This is a genomic window from Paenibacillus spiritus (assembly GCF_008710135.1).
In the GTDB taxonomy this organism is placed as follows: Bacteria; Bacillota; Bacilli; order Paenibacillales; family Paenibacillaceae; genus Paenibacillus_AQ; species Paenibacillus_AQ glufosinatiresistens.
In genome coordinates, this window is the sequence record NZ_VYKK01000005.1 from 77,352 (window position 1) to 96,457 (window position 19,106).

The following is a 19,106-nucleotide window of genomic DNA, read 5'->3' on the forward strand; positions in this document are numbered from 1 at the left end:
AAAAGACGCCGGTTTCTGGCGTCTTTTTATGTAAACACCGAAAGTATTATGGGAGAAATTGCATAGAAAAGAACCGGGACAAAAGTTATAATATAGCAGATACAGATAAAAGATGCAGAGGGGAAGAAGAAGATGTTTCTAAAGAAGACTGTAACGCTGCTGGGGGCGACCGCACTCCTGCTTGGGGGATGCGGCAACAGCGGGGGCGAGTCCAATGACTTATGGTTGTATCATAATTTGGGGTCCAATATTATCATGAGGTACAACTGGGTGCCTCCTGAGAAGAAGAAAATTGAACTTTTAGCTGCTGTAGATGCTTATGGAGAAGTCATAAACAGCGGGAATTGGCTTTATTACTTGGCGAGTGATGACAGCATTAAGAAAACAAAATTTAATCCCGATAAAAAAATAACAGTGACATATAAAGATATAACTTTCATTTCAAAGAAAGATAAGCAAAAGCATTTAATGTCAGATACTGCTGCTCTTCAAAAAGATCTGGGAGTATCGGACGAGATACTCCTCTTCAACGGCAGGGCCAGTAATCTTGCGCTTGACAAAGATACACTCTATTTTGTCAATGAAGACGAAGAAGACAATATATATTCAATGAAAACCGACGGAACGGATCTGACCCCAATTACTAATGAGGAACTGGTGGTCGAGGACCTGGACCTGGCAGAAGACTGGGTTGTATACGCCACGATGGATGGTTTGTTTGCCGTTAAGAAGGACGGCAGCGATCACAAACAGCTGTTGGATGAAAGTGTTGATTGGGTTGGAACAGGAAATGACTGGATTTATTATTCGGATAGTATGGCGGATGAACCGGTTATTCAGCGGATAAAGATTGACGGCTCACAGAAGATGGATGTCCTGAGCGGTGAATTTGACGAGCCGCACGTAAAGGGGGACTGGATCTATTACTACCGTGGCGAGGATCTTTACCGGTGCAAGGGAGACGGTACCGGCGAAGAGAAAATAAATTAAACAAAAGATGCAGAGGGGAAGAAGAAGATGTTTCTAAAGAAGACTGTAACGCTGCTGGGGGCGACCGCACTCCTGCTTGGGGGATGCGGGAATAGCGGGAGTAATTCGAAGGACGTCTGGAGGTTTGAGGGTTTTGACGACTTCATCGCACGGGCTAAATGGGCACCGAAGGAGAAGTTGAGCTTGGATATTCTGGCCGTGGCCTCTACCAGTGACGATATCGTCCATGACAAGAAGTGGCTGTATTACGTAAAAGACGACGATGGCAGTATTCGAAAGATCAAGTACAATCCGAATAAAGCGATACATGTTAAGGTAAACGAAGAGAATTTTACTTCGAAGAAAGATAAGAAAGAATACAGCCTGGCTGATACGGAAGCGCTCCAGAGAGAACTGGGGGAAGCCGACGAGATTATGGTATACAGCGAGGGCGCCGATGAACTGGCGATGGGCAAGGATACCCTCTATTTCATTGATGATGAAGATTATTATTTATTCTCCATCAAGACAGATGGCACGAATCTGACCAAGCTGGTTGATAATGATACGATATTCGATGTAGCCGTTGAAGGGGATTCGGTCGTTTATACCAATTACGATGGAATCTTCGTCATGGATCAGGACGGCGGCAACAAGCGGCAGTTGACGGACGATTCGGCCGATTGGCTCCAGACCGGAAACGGGTGGGTCTATTATTCCGATACGATGGAAGACGATCCCGTCATCAGCCGAATCAAGCTGGATGGCTCAGGCAAAGATGAAGTCCTGAGCGGGGATTTCTCCGAGGAACAAGTGGCGGGAGACTGGATCTACTTCGTTCGCGACGATGAGACTTACCGCAGCAAGGGCGACGGCTCCAAGATCGAGAAATTGAAATAAACCGGTGCTGAAATTGGGTCCGGGAAGCAGTCCTGCCTTCAAGGCAGGACTTTTTTTGACAAAATACGATTCATTGCAGGGGATAAATAGCATACTTTTTTACTATTTACATGAAATGAAGATAAAGTTATTGTATTTATGGCAATCATTTACTTTCCGAAAGTGCAAAATCTTTCTGGAAAGAACGAAAGGAGGCCAAAGTTTTCTCGGGTTAAACGAATAAGTTCTTTGTCGGCTTTGTCGGCGCGTGGAGGTAAGACCCAATTAAAATTAGAGGAGAGAGAACTGTGAAAGCAATGAAAAAGAGATTTGCTGGATTAATGGTGCTTGCTCTGATTTTTAGTCTGTCTTTCGTGGGATCGGCCTTTGCCAGCAGCAATGAGGTCAAGCTGATCGACTCGGATATCAGCGTTATTTATAAAAACGGTTACGTAGGATTCAGCGGCGATATCGAAGTGGCCAATCTCGGGGCTTCAAAGAGCGTGACGGTCCATTATACGCCGGATAACGTCAATTGGTATGATGCAAGCGCGTCTTATGTAGGGCCGACGGATTCCACGCATGAGAAATGGCACTTCCTTATTTACACCAACGATTCTACAAATGCGCAGCATACGGAACTGAAGAATCTGCATTCCCTGAAATTTGCCGTTAAATACGTGGTGAACAACCAGACCTACTGGGACAACAACGGGGGGGCCAATTACTACAATGAAGTGAACAGTAACTATCCCCTGACCTCCATCATTCTGGGGGTGCCGAACGTGCTGAACGCCAACAGCAAGCTGAGCGACGGTGCGTTCAGCGGCAATATCTATGTGAAGAACTTAAGCCCGGTGAAGAACGTTAAAGTAGTCTACACTACGGATAACTGGGCTACAACGCATGAAGGGAACGCCTCGTACGGCTACTCCCTGAATAATTTCAACAGTGTGGAAGACTGGACATACAGCTTCAACGTTCCCGGAGCCACCAATGTCCAGTACGCCATTTCTTATACGGTAGACGGCCAGACGTATTGGGACAACAACTACGGCCACAATTACAGCGTGAACTGATGCGTTCTTTTCTCTAGAAAAGGCGTGTTGATCGGAGGACCGCAGGAAGCCCAGCGCTTCTTGCGGTCCTTTTTCGGCTGGATGTGAGAATTTTAATAAAACAAATCAGGATTTTATATTCGCAACCGCTTACACGAAGAGCATAATAAAGACGTACCCCGGATACACCAAGGGGATTGAATACAAACAAACATAATCGTAGGAGGTCAAATTCAATATGAAAAAAATAACTCCGGTATTACTCGCAAGCGCACTGCTCGGAGCGGCTCTCGCAGGATGCGGCAACAATAACAACAACGACAAGGCGGCAGGTTCCAGCAATGCACCGGCTTCGAGCGCGGCAACATCCGGCGATTCGGGCAAGACTCCGAAAGTCGGCGTAGCGATCTATAAATTTGACGATACCTTCATGACCGGCGTCCGCAACGCAATCGAGAGTTCCGCCAAGGGCGTGGCCACCGTGGATATCGTAGACAGCCAGAACTCGCAGCCTACGCAGAATGACAAGGTGGACCTGTTCATCAACAAGAAATATGACGGCATGCTGATCAACCCGGTTGACCGTACGGCGGCAGGCGTTATCATCGACAAAGCCAAGTCGGCGGACATTCCGGTCGTATTCCTGAACCGCGAACCGCTGCCGGAAGATATGAAGAAATGGGACAAAGTGTATTACGTAGGCGCCAAGGCCGAAGAGTCCGGCACCCTGTCCGGCCAGATCATTGTAGACTACTGGAAAGCCCATCCCGAAGCCGACAAGAACGGCGACGGCGTTCTGCAATACGTCATGCTGAAGGGCGAGCCGGGGCACCAGGATGCCGAGCTCCGCACCACGTACTCCATACAGGCGATTGAAGATGCCGGCATCAAGGTCGAGAAGCTGGCCGAAGACACCGCAATGTGGGACCGCGTCAAAGGCCAGGAGAAGATGGCTGCGTTCCTCGGTTCGCACGGCGACAAGATCGAAGCCGTACTGGCCAACAATGACGACATGGCGCTCGGTGCCATCGAAGCGCTGAAAGCCGCCGGATACTTCACCGGCGACAAGTACATGCCGGTTGTCGGCGTTGACGCTACCGCTCCTGCCGTTCAGGCGCTGCAGGAAGGCACGCTGCTCGGAACGGTGCTGAACGACGCGAATAACCAGGGCAAGGCGGCAATCACGCTGGCCGCGCTGCTGGCCAAGGGCGAAACGCCGACCAAAGACAATGTGGGCTTCGACATCACGGACAATCAGTATGTATGGATTTCGTACAAGAAGATCACCAAAGACAATGTCGGCGACGTGAAATAAGCCTGAACAGGCCGATTGCGAGGATATCCCGGGGAGCCGCTGATGAGGGCCTCCCCGGGCTTCCTTTGCCCGGCCGATTCGACGAAGTGGAGCAGGAAACAGGAGAACCGCTGTGCCTCTCATGCAAAGACAAATAACAAGGGGGCGTCATACATGGCTCAGAGCGAGTTTTTGCTTGAAATGAACAATATCACCAAAGAATTTCCCGGCGTCAAGGCGCTGGACGGCGTGACCCTGAAGGTCCGTCCCGGCAGCGTGCATGCGCTGATGGGCGAGAACGGCGCCGGCAAGTCGACGCTGATGAAATGCCTCTTCGGCATTTATTCGCCGGACGGCGGCGAAATCTTTTTGAACGGGGAGAAGGCCCGTATCACGAATTCAAGCGAAGCGCTTGCGAACGGAATTTCCATGATTCATCAGGAGCTGCACCCGGTGCCGTTCCGAAATGTAATGGAGAATATCTGGCTGGGACGTTTTCCGACACGGGGAATCGGCCCGCTGCAATTTATTGACCACAAGAAGATGTTCACGGATACCGAAGCGCTGTTCAAGGACCTCGACATTGATCTCGATCCCGAGGTGCTGGTGGGCAAGCTCTCTGTCTCCAAAATCCAATCCATCGAAATCGCGAAAGCCGTCTCCTTCAATTCCCGGGTCATCGTCATGGACGAACCGACTTCATCGCTGACCGCCGTGGAAGTGCAGCATTTGTTCCGGATTATCCGGGACCTGCAGAAGCGGGGCGTGGCCATTATTTATATATCGCACAAAATGGAAGAAATCCTCGAAATCTCGGATGAAGTTACGATTATGCGAGACGGCCGGAAGATCGGCACCTGGCCTGCAGCCGAGCTGACCACCGATCTGATCATCTCCCGGATGGTCGGACGCGATCTGACGAACCGTTTCCCCGAGCGGCATAATGTGCCGGGTGAAGTGTTCCTAAAGGCGGAAGGCCTGACCTCCCCGAATCCGAGGTCGTTCAAGGATGTCTCGTTCGAACTGCGGCGCGGCGAAATTCTCGGCGTCGGCGGTCTTGTCGGAGCGCAGCGGACCGAGGTGATCGAGGCTCTGTTCGGGCTCCGGTCTCTTCAGTCCGGCAAAATTATGATCCAGGGCAAAGAAGTGCGGATTCATTCGCCGCAGGATGCCATGAAGCACGGACTGGCCCTGCTGACCGAGGAACGGCGCGTTACCGGGATTTTCCCGGTGCTCTCGGTGCATGAGAACGGCGCGATTGCCAACCTGGACAGTTATATGACGCCTTATGGTCTCCTGGACGGCAAGAAGAAGCGAGAAGAAGTCGATGCCATGATCGCCAAGCTGCGCACGAAGACGCCGACAACCAAGACGCGGATTATGAACCTTTCGGGGGGCAACCAGCAGAAGGTGCTTCTGGCCAGATGGCTGCTGACCGAACCGGAAGTGCTGCTGCTCGACGAACCGACCCGCGGAATTGACGTCGGCGCCAAATTTGAAATCTATTCGATCATTGCCGATCTGGCCCGGCAGGGCAAGAGCATTATCATGATCTCCTCCGAAATGCCGGAACTGCTCGGAATGTCCGACCGGGTCATGGTCATGTCGGAAGGGCGGCTGACCGGCATCCTGGAAGGCGACAAGGCAACCGAGACCGAAGTGATGCGCCTGGCGGCCCAGCATTAGTCCCGCCCCGGTGCGATTGATAAGAAGAGAGAGATTATCCGAGCCAAGTTTCGAAGGAGGAACCCATCCATGAACGCCAAAAAAATGCAAGGCTTTATCTCGCAAAACGCGATTTACATCGTGCTCGTTGTCCTGATTCTGGGCATTTCCATCTATGAGCCCAATTTCGTCTCCGTCAACACCCTGCGCGACATCCTGATTCAGTCGTCGACGCGCGTCATTATTGCCCTTGGAGTCGCCTTCGTTCTCATTACAGCCGGCACCGACTTGTCGGCGGGCCGCGTCGTCGGTCTGACCGCTGTCATCTCGGCGTCGATGCTGCAAATTCCGGATTATTCCCGGAGATTCTACCCGGACCTTCCGCAGCTTAATGTCCTGATTCCGATTCTGCTTGCTATCCTGGCCGGTCTGGTCTGCGGCCTGGTCAACGGTCTCATTGTCTCGAAGCTCAATGTTCCGCCGTTCATTGCGACTCTCGGCACGATGGTTATCGTGCTCGGCGTCAACTCGCTCTACTTCGACATGAAGCCCAACCAGTCCCAGCCGATCGGCGGCCTGCGCGAAGACTTCACGACCATCGGCTCCGGCTTCATCGGCAAAGGGCAGTATTCCATCCCTTATATTGTCATCATCGCCATTGTCGTGGCGGCCATCGTCTGGGTCGTCTTCAACAAGACGAAGCTGGGCAAGAACATGTACGCGATCGGCGGCAACATGCAGGCCGCGAAGGTATCCGGGATTAACGTCTCCCGCAATCTTGTGTACCTGTACGCGATTGCCGGCGCTCTCTACGGCCTGGCCGGCGTGCTGGAAGCAGCCCGGACCGGCGGCGCGACGAACAACTACGGCAACATGTACGAACTGGACGCTATCGCGGCCTGCGTAGTCGGCGGCGTCTCCACGACAGGCGGTATCGGCACAGTGCCGGGCGTGCTGGTCGGGGTTATCATCTTCACGCTGATCAACTATGGCCTGACCTTTATCGGCATCAGCCCTTACTATCAACTGATTATCAAAGGGATCATCATCGTGGCGGCGGTAGCCTTCGATATGCGCAAATATTCCGCCAAGCATTGATTGTCAGGCATCCTCCCCTCCCGATATCCCATCGTACAGCCCTTCCGCTCTTCCTGCGGAGGGGCTGTACTTGCGTTCATTCAGGCCGCCGAACGCCGCACCTTCCCGGCTCTCCGTCCATATGATGTAGGCGAGAGTCCCGATAACCGGGAGAACGGGAGGAGAGGAAAGCATGATTGCAATCAGATGGGACGGAGAAGAGGGACAGGGAACGAGGATCAGGGAGGTATGGCGGTGGAACGGCGAGGGCTGGAACGAGCCGGTTCCGCAGCCGGACAGGAACGCCCGGCAGTCCGGGGCGGCCGAGGTTCTGCTTCCGGTACAGCCGGGCTGGTACCTGGTCCGCTACTCGAGGGAGACGGCATCCGATGAAGATTCGTCCGGGGCGCGCAGAATGCCGCGGGTCTCCGGGCTTCATCCTGCGCCGTTCCGAACGGGCGAAGGGACCCGCTGGGGATACATCGACGACCACGGCCGGACGGCGGTGGAGCCGGTCTTTGAGTACGCGGAGCCCTTTCAGGAGAACGGTCTCGCCATTGTTCAGCAGGACGGACGAAGCGGGCTGCTGGATGCGAACGGCCGCCTTCGCGTCAAGGCGGTATTCGAGGTGCTGCTGCCCTTCAGCGAAGGACGGGCGGTAGCCAGCGATCAGAAAGGATACTTGCTGATCAACGAGAACGGCAGGGAGATCACCGGAAGCCGGCGGTATCCGTTCCTGAATACGCTGGAGAACGGCCGTGCCCTGTTCGGTACCGCCAGCAGCGGCGGAATGCTGTACGGTTATCTGGACAAGGAAGGCAGGGAGGCCATTCCCGCCCGCTACCCGGAAGCGGAGGATTTCCGGCAGGGGCGGGCGCTTGTGAAGCTGCCGGACGGCAGCTATGCCCTGATCAATCCCGACGGGCAGATTCTGCATGCGTACAACTATGTCTTTGTCGGCAGTCCGGGGGATGGCCTTCTGCCGTTCCAGCTGGAGGAGAACGGCAGGTACGGATATATCAGCGAAGAAGGCGATGAGGTTATCGCCCCCCGCTTCACCTCCGCGCTGCCCTTCAGCGAGGGGCGCGCGGTTGTCAATACCGCGCCGGATTACGGCAGCGCCTTCGGTCTGATTGACCGGTCGGGAAGCTTCATCACCGAGCCGAAATACGCGGATGTACAGCAGCTCGGAGAAGGCGTGGTTGCCCTCGGTACGCCGGTCTCGCAGCAGGAGCCGTACCGGGGAACCCGCTACAAGCTGGCTTCGGCGGAAGACGGGCGGATTCTCCATCCGGGTCCGCTTCAGAGCGTGAGCCGGTACACCGAAGGGTATGCGTCGGTATCCGACGGCGCGCAGACGTATTGGGTCGATCCGTCGGGAAGACGGGCCGCCTTTCTCCCGGCTGTAGAGGGCAACGGGATGATGACTTTCAGCGGAAAGCTGGTCCGGGCGGATGTCAATCTCCGCACTTCCTACTATGAACGGAGCGGCAGGCAGGTATGGCAGGAGAACAAGCTGATTCCGCTGAAGCCGCCTTATGCCGTCGCCGAGCAGCTCTTTCATCCGGGTCCGGAGATTCTGGTCTACTATCCGAAGGTTCGGGGAATTTCGGATGAGAAGGCGTCGGAGGAGGTTAACCGCCGCCTCAGGGAGCTGTCCATCCCCCGGGACAGTCCGGGCGAGCCGGGACAAGGGGACTCCAGCTATACGGGCGATTTTGACGTTGTCTATTTCCACAAGAATCTGCTGGTGCTGGAGCTGAACGGCTACCGGATGCCTTACGGCGCCGCCCACGGCATGCCGACCCGGATATACACGCCTCTTAATCTCCGGACCGGCCGCTTCTATACGCTGTCCGACCTGTTCAAGCCGGAAGCTCCCTATACCCGGAGATTGGGGGAGATTGTGGGCAGACAGATCGCGAACGATCCGCAGTACAGTTATGTTTTTCCGGACAGCTACAAGGGCATTGCTCCCGATCAGCCGTTCTATGTCGACAGCGGCGCGCTGTATCTGGTGTTTGCTCCTTATGAAATTGCGCCCTATGCCGCCGGGTTCCCCGTCTTCCGCATTCCATTCGCCGAAATTATGGGGCTGATCTCCACCGAGGGCGACTTCTGGCAGTCCTTCCACTGAACCCAAAGCCCAATCTGTGAAGAAATAGGCAGTTCGACGGATGCACCCTCTCCTTCCGGCAGCCGATAACGTTAGAAGAACGGCGTTCTATTGAGGTGTAAATAATTGGATAGTTCCTTGGGAGTAGATATGTGCTACAATGACCGAGGAACTTATTACAGGTTTGTAACTTTTGCCGCCTCAACGTTACCGGCACACCAATCGACAACATGATCTACAAGGAGATGGGGACATTGAAGATGAACAAGAAGATGCGGACACTTATGGGTACGGGTGCGGCAGCGGTGCTTGCACTGGGTCTTGCTTTCCCGGTCAACGCCTCTACGGCTTCGGCACAGACAGTTAAAACGATATATTCCTATTCGAGCACATCCGGACAGGCGGATTGGCTGAAATTCTGGCAGAATTTCTACAAGGTCTCGGCCGCTAAACCGGCTGCTTCCGCGGTACCGACCGCAGCGCCTGTGGCTTCGGCGAAGCCGGCGGCAACGCCGGCACCGACCCCGGCTCCAACTACAGCTCCAGCTCCGACGTCTGCTCCGGCAGCTACGCCTGCGGCGGCCCAGAGCGAGAGCGGAACGTTCGTTCAGCAGGTCGTAGCTCTCGTGAATGCCGAGCGTGCCAAAGCCGGTCTCGGCGCGGTTGCGCCGCTTGAGAGTCTGAACAAGGTAGCGGCAGCCAAGGCGACGGATATGCGGGTGAACAACTATTTCTCCCATACGTCCCCGACCTACGGTTCTCCGTTTGATATGATGGCCGCCTTCGGCGTGACTTACCAGTATGCCGGCGAGAATATCGCCATGGGCCAGAAGACGCCGCAGGAGGTCATGACAGCCTGGATGAACAGCGCCGGTCACCGGGCGAACATTCTGAACGCCAACTTCAATTATATCGGCGCCGGCTTTGACGGCGGCTACTGGGTGCAGGAGTTCATCGGCAAAAAATAATACCGGCTTTCAGCCGTGCCGGCAAGCCATTCCTTCCGCTTACGCGAAAGGGGTGGCTTTTTGCCGTGCATTTGCAAAAGCTCCCGGGAAGAATTATGTTTAGATATAAACCAGATGGAAGTAATTGACGGAGGGATTATAATGAAGGACTCCAGATGGACCTGGCGAAGCGTCGGCATTCTGTCGCTTGCGGCCAGTCTTTTGCTTGCAATCGGCTTCCTCTATGCCGTGCGTGATATTGTAAATCCCCGGGGTGAGGAGCTTGCCGCCGGAACGCCGCAGGCCACCGCGCCTCCGGTGGAAGAAGAATACCGCATTGTGGCCCTCGGCGATTCCCTGGCCAAGGGAACGGGCGACCGGGACGGCAAGGGCTTCGCAAGACGTACGGTCGATGTGCTGACGGACCGGGGATTAAAGGCGAGCCTTGTGGCCAACCTGGGCGTCAACGGCTTGACGACAGCGGGTCTCCAGGACCGGCTGAAGGAAGAGGGGGTCCGCTACGCCGTGAAGAAGGCCAATGTGATTCTGGTCTCCATCGGCGGCAATGACCTGTTCCGGGGCTCGGGCATCGCGGACGGGGGTGTCATTGCGGACGATGCCGGCACAGCCGCCGGGGAGACGCAGCCAAAGGCCTCCGCTCCCGCCCCCGCTGCTCAGGGCGAACTTGATCCGAAAGCGCTGCTCGGCGCGCTCCCCGCAGCCGCGGAACGGATGCGCTCCGCGCTCGACACGTTGATTGAACTGAACCCGCAGGCGAGCATTTACCTGATCGGGCTGTACAACCCTTTCGGCGATATACCGCAGCTTCTGCAGCCGGGCAATCAGGCGGTAAGCGCCTGGAACGGCGCTGTTCTGGATCTCGTCAATGTGCGGCCGGCGGTAACGCTGGTGCCGACCATGGACCTGTTCAGCGGCCGGCAGGCGGAATACTTGTCCAACGACCATTTTCACCCGAACGGGAACGGGTATGAACGGATGGCCCAGCGGATCGCCCAGGCGATCCGCTAAGAGAGGAGAAGGCAGCGATGAAGAACGACACGGCCGCCGCAGGCGGCGCCCAAGAGCAGACCGTACTTGCCGTTCGTCATGTCCGCAAGCGAATCGGCCGCAAGTGGATCATCGACGACGTGACCTTTGATGTCCAGGCCGGGGAAGTATTCGGCTTCCTGGGACCAAACGGAGCGGGCAAAACGACGACCATCCGCATGCTCGTCGACCTGATTCGTCCGACGTCGGGCGATATCGCGGTCTGCGGCTACAATGTGAACAAGGAGCCGGAGAAAGCGCTGGCCTACGTTGGCTCCATCGTGGAGAATCCGGAGGTCTATACGTATTTGACCGGCTGGGAGAATCTGCAGCATTTTGCCCGGATGCAGCCCGGGGTCGACGAGGCGCGCATCGCCGAGGTGGTGGACATCGTCCGGCTCGATCAGCGCATTCACGACAAGGTGCGCACGTATTCGCTCGGCATGCGTCAGCGTCTCGGAATTGCCCAGGCCCTGCTCGGCAGACCGAGACTGCTGATTCTGGACGAGCCGACGAACGGCCTTGATCCGAAGGGAATCAAGGAACTGCGGGAGTTCATCCGCCGCCTGGCGGGCGAAGGGATGGCCGTCTTCGTCTCCAGCCATCTGCTGAGCGAGATCCAGCTGCTGTGCGACCGGGTGGCAATCATCAGCCGGGGCCGGGTACTGACCGTGGGAGGCGTCGAAGAACTGGTATCCCGAAATTCGCCCTATGTGCTCTGGGAGCTGGACCCGCCGGAAGCGGGGCGGAAGCTGCTGGAGGCGGCCGGAGCCGTCACCGCCGACCCGGCCGAAACGCTGCTGGACGATGCCATCGTCGCCGGAATAGGGCCGAATTCCCTGCTGACCGTCATGAACGAAGAGAGTATCCCCGAGCAGGTTGCGGCGCTGACGGCGGCCGGGGTCCGCGTCGGAGGCGTGCATAAAATCAACCCCACACTGGAACAGCTATTCTTGAAACTGACGGAGGGTGAATCCATTGAATAAACTGCTTCCCCTCATTCGCAACGAATGCCTCAAAATCATCAAGAAAAAGCGATTTTACGTCATTCTGTTGATTTTGGCCGTGCTCGTGCCGATGTTTACGTATGCGCAGATGCGGGCGGCGGAGCGCAGCCGCGACAAATTCACCGACTGGCGGATCGAAGTCCAGCAGCGGATTACCGACAACGAGAATTCGCTGGACAGCAGCCGGATTCCGGAGGAATGGAAGACGTACCGCAAAGTTTTTGTCCAGCAGCTTCAATATTATCTGGATCATGACGTCAATCCGAACGCGCCGAGCGGCGTTACCTTTACCCGCGAATTTCTGGACAACTCCGTCAGCCTCTTCATTCCGCTGCTGATTATGGCCGTCGCTTCGGACCTTGTATCGGGCGAGCGGACGACGGGGACGATCAAGATGCTGCTGACCCGGCCGGTCAAGCGGTGGAGAATTCTGTTCAGCAAAATGACCGCGCTCCTGATGTTCGTCTCGCTGATTATTCTGTCCACTTATGTGGTCAGCTACCTGATCTCCGGCCTCGCCTTCGGCTACCGGGGCTTCAACGTCCCGGTGTTCACCGGCTTTCGAATCAGCGGCGACGCCGTCGACATGTCGGCGGTCCACGCCGTTCCGCAGTGGAAGTACATGCTCATGCAGGCCGGCCTGATCTGGTTCGTCAGCATTGTCGTAGCGCTGCTGGCGTTCATGGTCTCGGTCCTTGTCCGCAGCACGGCGGCCAGCATTGTGGTCATGATGGCGGCGCTGATCGCCGGAAGCATACTGACGAACATGGCGTCGTCCTGGACGGCCGCCAAATATTTGTTCATGGTCAATCTCGGATTGACCAATTATCTGGCGGGTATGCCCGCCCCGATCGAGGGGATGACGCTTCCGTTTTCTCTGGCGGTTCTGGCCGTCTGGGGAGGCGTTTCCGTGGCGGTTTCATTCGCCGTCTTTACGAAACGGGATATTTTGAATTAGAATGAACAAGGTAAGCAAAAAGAAAACAAGTGTTTGCATTTTGTGAAGGAGGAGCTTGAATGGTCGAACAGGTCGATTTGTTTGCAGCTTCCAAGAACGGCGCGGCAGAGCCGACCGGATACGATGCTGACGACATTCAGGTGCTCGAAGGTCTGGTTGCGGTCCGCAAACGGCCCGGCATGTATATCGGAAGTACGAGCGGTTCGGGACTGCACCATCTCGTATGGGAAATCGTAGATAACGCCGTCGATGAGCATTTGGCCAAGTATTGTTCCAAAATTGAGATTACGCTGCGCAAGGACGGTTCCGTCACCGTGGTCGACAACGGCCGGGGCATCCCGACCGGGATGCACAAGACGGGAGTTCCGACTCCGCAGGTCGTGTACACCATGCTGCATGCGGGGGGCAAGTTCGGAGGAGCGGGATACAAGAAATCCGGCGGTCTTCACGGCGTCGGCGCTTCCGTTACGAATGCCCTGTCCGAGTGGCTGGAGGTTGAGATATACCGGGAAGGCAAAATCCACCGGATGCGCTTTGAATACTGGGTCGACGCTTCCGGCCGGGAACATGTCGGCGAGCCCGTAACGGGACTCGAGGTTCTCGGCAATACGAACCGGACCGGCACGAAGGTTACCTTCAAGCCGGATATTCGCGTCTTTCAGGGCGGCATTTCGCTGAATTACGATACGCTGGCCGAGCGGCTGCAGGAGATTGCCTTCCTGAACTCCGGTCTGCGGATTACGCTGACCGACGAGCGTTCCGGCCGGCAGGATGAATACCACTATGAAGGCGGCGCCAGCCAGTTCGTCCAGTTCCTGAACGAAGGCAAGGATGTGCTGCACGAAGTCGTTCATTTCAGCGCAGAGAAGGACGAGATCGAAGTTGAGGTGGCGCTGCAATATAACGGCGGCTATACGGAGACGATCGTCTCCTTCGTCAACTCGATCCCGACGCGAAGCGGCGGGACGCACGAGACAGGCTTCAAGACGGCCTATACGCGGGTGATGAACGAGTATGCGCGCAGAACCGGACTTCTCAAGGAGAAGGATAAGAACCTGGACGGAGGCGACCTGCGCGAAGGCATGATGGCGGTCATCAGCATCAAGATGTCCGAGGTGGAATTCGTCGGTCAGACGAAGGACCAGCTCGGCAGCGCTTCCGCGCGGGGGATTGTCGATTCCGTTGTGGCGGAGCACATGCAGACGTTCCTGGAAGAGAATCCCCAGGTCGGGCAGAGCCTGCTGAAGAAGTCGATTCAAGCGGCCAAGGCCCGCGAAGCGGCCCGCAAGGCGCGGGACGAAATCCGCAGCGGCAAGAAGCGCAGCGAAGGGTCGAATCTCGGCGGCAAGCTGACGCCGGCGCAGTCCAAGGATTTTACACGGACCGAGCTGTTCATCGTGGAAGGCGACTCCGCCGGCGGCTCCGCCAAGCAGGGGCGCGACTCTAAGCTCCAGGCGATTCTTCCGCTGAAGGGCAAGCCGATGAACCCCGAGAAGGCCAAGCTGGCCGACATCCTGAAGAATGACGAATACCGGGCGATTATTTCCGCCATCGGAGCGGGAATCGGTCCCGAGTTCGCCGTAGAAGACAGCAATTTTGCCAAAATTATCATTATGACCGACGCCGACACGGACGGCGCCCATATCCAGGTGCTGCTCCTGACGTTCTTCTACCGCTATATGAAGCCGCTGATCGATGCCGGAAAGGTCTATATCGCCCAGCCGCCGCTCTACAAGCTCACCCGCAAGTCCGGGAAGCTGGAGACCGTACGCTATGCCTGGAGCGACGAACAGCTGGCGAATTATTTGAAGGAGTTCGGCAAGAATTTTGAATTGCAGCGCTACAAGGGACTCGGCGAGATGAACCCGGAGCAGCTCTGGGAGACGACGATGAATCCGGAGACGCGCACGCTCCTGCAGGTCCAGATCGAGGATGCCGCCAAGGCCGAGCGCCGGGTATCTACTCTGATGGGCGATAAGGTCGATCCCCGCAAGCGCTGGATCGTGGAGAACGTCGATTTCACGGAGACCGAGGAATAAGCGCGGCAAGCCCGACATATGAGAAACAGAAGGTGAAAGCATGAGCAGTCTAGAACAATTTTTGCCGGCCTTTCTGGAAGAGGTCGTGGGCGACCGGTTCGGCCGCTATTCCAAATACATTATTCAGGACCGGGCGATTCCCGATGTCCGCGACGGGCTGAAGCCCGTTCAGCGCCGCATTCTCTACGCCATGTACGACTCCGGCAATACGCCGGACAAGCCCTACCGCAAATCGGCCAAGACCGTCGGCGACGTGATGGGGAATTATCACCCGCACGGCGATTCGTCGATCTATGAGGGCATGGTCCGGATGGCCCAGCCCTGGAAGATGGGGCATGTGCTGGTGGACGGGCACGGCAACTGGGGTTCCATGGACGATGATCCGGCCGCGGCCATGCGTTACACCGAGGCGCGGCTGTCGCCGATCGCCATGGAGATGCTGCGCGACATCGAGAAGCGGACGGTTCTCTTCAAGGATAACTTCGACAATACGGCAAAAGAGCCCGTCGTCGTGCCGTCCCGCTATCCGAATCTGCTCGTCAACGGAGCGAGCGGAATCTCCGCAGGCTTCGCCACCGAAATCCCGCCGCATAATCTCCGGGAGACCATAGACGCCTGCATCGCCGTCATGCAGAAGCCGGAGATCGAGCTGGAAGAGATCATGACCTTCATGAAAGGTCCCGACTTCCCGACCGGAGGGCTCATCATGGGCGGCGAAGGCATCATGGACGCTTACCGGACAGGCAAGGGCCGCATCTATCTGCGTTCCAAGACAGAGATCGAGAACCTGCGGGGCGGCAAGCAGCAGATTGTCATCACCGAAATTCCGTTCCAGGTCGTGAAGTCGCGGCTCGTAACGGCGATGGAGAACATTCGGCTGGAACGGAAAGTGGAAGGGATTGCGGAAGTCCGGGACGAGAGCGGACGGGAAGGCCTGCGCATCGTCGTAGAACTGAAGAAGGACGCCGATGCCCAGGGAATTCTTGCTTATCTCCTGAAGAAGACCGATCTTCAGATCACCTATAACTTCAATATGGTGGCGATCGTTAACAAGGCTCCGCATCAGCTCGGGCTGAAGGCGATTCTGGAAGCGTATATCAGCCACCAGCGCGATGTGGTAACCCACCGCACCCAGTACGACCTGGAGCGGGCGGAAGACCGCGCTCACGTGCTGGAGGGACTCGTCAAGGCGCTGAACATCCTGGATGAAGTCATCGCGGCGATCAAAGCATCCAAGAACCGGCAGGATGCGCAGAATAACCTGGTCTGGATGTTCGGGTTCAGCGAGCGTCAGGCCGACTCCATCCTTACCCTCCAGCTCTACCGTCTGACGAATCTGGAGATTGTCACGCTCCAGAAGGAGCTGGAAGAGACGGAAGCCAAGATAGCCGCCTTGCGGGGCATTCTGGAGAGCGACAAGAAGCTGATTGCCGTCATCCGCAAGGAGCTGCTGGAGATCCGCAATAAATACGGCATCGACCGCCGTTCGGCGATCCAGGAAGAAGTCGAAGAGCTGAAGGTAAGCCTGGAAGCGCTGGTCAATGCGGAGGATGTGCTGGTTGCGCTCTCCGGCGACGGTTACATCAAGCGGACCTCGATGCTCAGCTTCACGCGCTCCGGCGGAGAGCGGGAGACTTCCGGCGTCAAGGACGGGGATCATATCGTTCAAGTGCTGGATGTCAACACCCGCGACAATCTGCTGGTCTTCACCCGCAAGGGGCAATACTTCCTGCTTCCGGTTCACCAGATTCCCGAGTTCAAGTGGAAAGAGCCGGGAACAGCGATTGTCAATGTCATCACGCTCGCCAAGGGAGACGGCATCGCCGCCGTCATGCCGGTCGCCAGCTTCGATGAACCGGAACGGAGTCTGCTGTTCATCACCCGCAAGGGCCAGGTGAAGCGGACGGAACTGAAGGAATACTTCACGTCCCGCTCGGGAGGCGTTGCCGCCTGCAAGGTCGGCGAAGGCGATGAAGTGCTGACGGTGCTGATGAGCGGCGGCGACAAGGAATTGATGCTGGTCAGCCGGGAAGGAATGGGCATCCGCTTCCGCGAGCAGGAGGTGAATCCGATGGGCCGGGTGGCCGCAGGCGTGCGCGGCATGCAGTTGAAGGACGGGGACGAGCTGGTGGCGGCTTTCTACACCGCCGAGGACGAGGGCGAGGTGCTGGTCATGAGCGATCTGGGCTATGCCAAACGCAGCCTGTTGGCCGACTACCCGATTCAGAGCCGGGGCGGCAAGGGAATGCCGACCTTTGAATTCAAGGAAGGGAAGCGGGTCCGTTCCAACGGAACGGTCATTGCCGGCGCGTTCTATGTCCGGGAACCGCTTCGCCTTACCGCAATCACCGGGGAAGGGGAGCTTCACGCCTTCACGTCGGATGCGGCTCCGATCTCCGACCGTCGCTCAACCGGCAAGCTGCTGGTTCATGCCGACAAGAAGAACGGGATTACGGAGATTCTTCCGTCTGTTTAATGGAATTCCGTACGGCTCACCGAAGAATTAGCCGGTGCTTTTGAATTTACAACCGGGTCTGCCCGCCGCAATCATCCAGCGGCGGGTATTTTACATTTCGGATAGCTGATATGTGAAATATTTTCCTTTTTGCAGGAAAAAGCCGGCTTTCGGCGAATAGGTATTAGACAGGGACGCAGCAGGTTCGGAAAGATGGCCAGAAGGGAAGGTACCCCAGTGAACGCCTTTGAATTCAGTAAGATTTGGCATAAGCTGTACAAAGATTACAAGATTCATATGGACAGCAAGCTGTCTCCGTCGTTAACCGATGCGCAGTTGACCGTTCTGGAGCTTGTAGAGGAACGGGGGGCTGCGAAGCCTTCGGATCTGGCGCCGCATCTGGCGACAAGTCCGGCCGCCGTTACGATGCTGCTTGACCGGATGGAGCGCGGCGGATTGATTCACCGGGACCGGGATGGGGCAGACCGCAGAATTGTGTGGGTCAGCATTACCGACCTGGGCCGCAATGAGATGAACCGGGGGATGAAGGTGCGAAGCGATTTCTTCGCGGAGGCGCTTGATCATATCTCCGCCCATAATCAGCAGCTTCTTCTGTATTTGATGGGCAAGCTGGTGGCTGCTCCGGCTGCGGATGCGCCGGTTGTCGAAGCAGGCCGCTAGCCGCTTCGCATGGCGAGGGTCATTGCAATCGTTCGTCTAAAACCCAAACAACAAAGCTCCAGCCCAAGGATCATCTCCTCGGGCTGGAGCTTATTATTATTCTCACTTTTGGCACGTCCCCATGCCGGAGGAAGGATTCTCCCGTTAATCGCGGACGGCCCGTTGATAGACTTCGCGGGGCCACTGGTTCCATGGATACGTAGCGGGCGGAAGGGAGATCAGAGTGACGTCTTCCTTCGCGACCGGGTGCGGAAAGCCGACGACGGCCGACCAGAGCGCAATCTGCCAGCCCGGCTTGTTGAGGGCGGCTCCGTATTTCTGATCCCCGTAGAGCGGACAGCCGGTCTCCGAGAGCTGCACCCGGATCTGGTGCGAGCGTCCCGTCAGCAGCTCGATCCGCAAGAGGCTGAGTCCGTCCTCCGTGCCAAGCACCGTGTAGTCGAGAATGGCTTCTTTTGCTCCGGGGGTCCCGGAGCGCACGGCCCGGACCGTATTGGTCTTGGCATCCTTCAGCAGCCAGTGCTTCAGACGTCCGCTCGGGGAAGCGGGCGCGCCGTGTACGACCGTGAAGTACAGCTTGCGGAAGCTGCGGCTGCGCACGCTCTCCGAGAGGCGGGAGGCGCCTTTGGACGTTTTGGCAAAAATCATGGCCCCGCCGACCGGCCGGTCCAGCCGGTGCACAAGGCCGAGGAAGACGTTCCCCGGCTTGCCGTAGCGGCGTTTGAGATCTTCTTTCAGCAGAGTCAGCAGGTCGGGGTCGCCGCTTGCATCCTCTTGGACCGGCACATTGACGGGCTTGACGATGCCCAGAAGATGATTGTCTTCATAAAGAATCGGGAAATCCGAAGCGTCGCCTGCCTCCGGTCCGGGAGACCGTCCGCTGCCGTCGCTCGGAGGCGTTGTCGTCATCGCGT

Annotated in this window: 15 protein-coding genes; 14 read left to right on the forward strand and 1 reads right to left on the reverse strand. The window is 56.8% G+C overall.

Going from position 1 to position 19,106, the window contains the following annotated elements; all coding sequences use genetic code 11:
- The first annotated feature begins 132 nt into the window (after positions 1-132).
- From F4V43_RS04880 to F4V43_RS04945, 14 genes are all read left to right on the forward strand, one after another.
- The gene (locus F4V43_RS04880; RefSeq protein WP_150457131.1) at positions 133-990 is read left to right on the forward strand and encodes a DUF5050 domain-containing protein; all 858 of its coding nucleotides are present in this window, start codon (positions 133-135) and stop codon (positions 988-990) included.
- 183 nt (positions 991-1,173) lie between these two features.
- Positions 1,174-1,869 (forward strand): DUF5050 domain-containing protein, encoded by a 696-nt coding sequence (locus tag F4V43_RS04885; protein WP_191089478.1) that lies wholly within the window; start codon positions 1,174-1,176, stop codon positions 1,867-1,869.
- A 296-nt stretch (positions 1,870-2,165) separates the two neighbouring features.
- Positions 2,166-2,927, forward strand: a complete 762-nt coding sequence (locus tag F4V43_RS04890) for a carbohydrate-binding protein (protein ID WP_223879798.1) — start codon at positions 2,166-2,168, stop codon at positions 2,925-2,927.
- A gap of 217 nt (positions 2,928-3,144) precedes the next feature.
- Entirely contained in the window at positions 3,145-4,221 is a 1,077-nt protein-coding gene (locus F4V43_RS04895) for a galactose ABC transporter substrate-binding protein (protein ID WP_150457134.1), read from the forward strand.
- Between the two features lie 153 nt (positions 4,222-4,374).
- The gene (locus tag F4V43_RS04900) at positions 4,375-5,886 is read left to right on the forward strand and encodes a sugar ABC transporter ATP-binding protein (RefSeq protein ID WP_150457135.1); all 1,512 of its coding nucleotides are present in this window, start codon (positions 4,375-4,377) and stop codon (positions 5,884-5,886) included.
- A gap of 69 nt (positions 5,887-5,955) precedes the next feature.
- Entirely contained in the window at positions 5,956-6,963 is a 1,008-nt protein-coding gene (mglC, locus tag F4V43_RS04905) for a galactose/methyl galactoside ABC transporter permease MglC (protein ID WP_150457136.1), read from the forward strand.
- A gap of 172 nt (positions 6,964-7,135) precedes the next feature.
- On the forward strand, positions 7,136-9,079 hold the full coding sequence (locus tag F4V43_RS04910; RefSeq protein ID WP_150457137.1) for a WG repeat-containing protein: 1,944 nt from the start codon (positions 7,136-7,138) through the stop codon (positions 9,077-9,079).
- Positions 9,080-9,318: 239 nt separating this feature from the next.
- On the forward strand, positions 9,319-10,026 hold the full coding sequence (locus F4V43_RS04915; RefSeq protein ID WP_150457444.1) for a CAP domain-containing protein: 708 nt from the start codon (positions 9,319-9,321) through the stop codon (positions 10,024-10,026).
- 141 nt (positions 10,027-10,167) lie between these two features.
- Positions 10,168-11,034: a GDSL-type esterase/lipase family protein gene (locus F4V43_RS04920; RefSeq protein WP_150457138.1), complete on the forward strand. Its 867-nt coding sequence runs from the start codon at positions 10,168-10,170 to the stop codon at positions 11,032-11,034.
- A gap of 17 nt (positions 11,035-11,051) precedes the next feature.
- The gene (locus F4V43_RS04925; RefSeq protein WP_150457139.1) at positions 11,052-12,038 is read left to right on the forward strand and encodes an ABC transporter ATP-binding protein; all 987 of its coding nucleotides are present in this window, start codon (positions 11,052-11,054) and stop codon (positions 12,036-12,038) included.
- A complete protein-coding gene (locus tag F4V43_RS04930) occupies positions 12,031-13,017 on the forward strand; it encodes an ABC transporter permease (protein WP_150457140.1) in 987 nt (328 codons plus the stop codon). The genes F4V43_RS04925 and F4V43_RS04930 overlap by 8 nt, the downstream gene beginning before the upstream one ends.
- 59 nt (positions 13,018-13,076) lie before the next feature.
- The gene (parE, locus tag F4V43_RS04935) at positions 13,077-15,056 is read left to right on the forward strand and encodes a DNA topoisomerase IV subunit B (RefSeq protein ID WP_150457141.1); all 1,980 of its coding nucleotides are present in this window, start codon (positions 13,077-13,079) and stop codon (positions 15,054-15,056) included.
- Between the two features lie 40 nt (positions 15,057-15,096).
- Positions 15,097-17,532 carry a DNA gyrase subunit A gene (gene gyrA / locus F4V43_RS04940; RefSeq protein WP_150457142.1) on the forward strand — a complete coding sequence of 812 codons (2,436 nt, stop codon included), beginning with the start codon at positions 15,097-15,099 and terminating at the stop codon, positions 17,530-17,532.
- A gap of 216 nt (positions 17,533-17,748) precedes the next feature.
- Positions 17,749-18,192 carry a MarR family winged helix-turn-helix transcriptional regulator gene (locus F4V43_RS04945; protein WP_150457143.1) on the forward strand — a complete coding sequence of 148 codons (444 nt, stop codon included), beginning with the start codon at positions 17,749-17,751 and terminating at the stop codon, positions 18,190-18,192.
- Positions 18,193-18,336: 144 nt separating this feature from the next.
- Here F4V43_RS04945 and F4V43_RS04950 read toward each other — a convergent pair whose 3' ends face one another.
- Positions 18,337-19,101 (reverse strand): RluA family pseudouridine synthase, encoded by a 765-nt coding sequence (locus F4V43_RS04950; RefSeq protein ID WP_150457144.1) that lies wholly within the window; start codon positions 19,099-19,101, stop codon positions 18,337-18,339.
- Positions 19,102-19,106 lie beyond the last annotated feature (5 nt).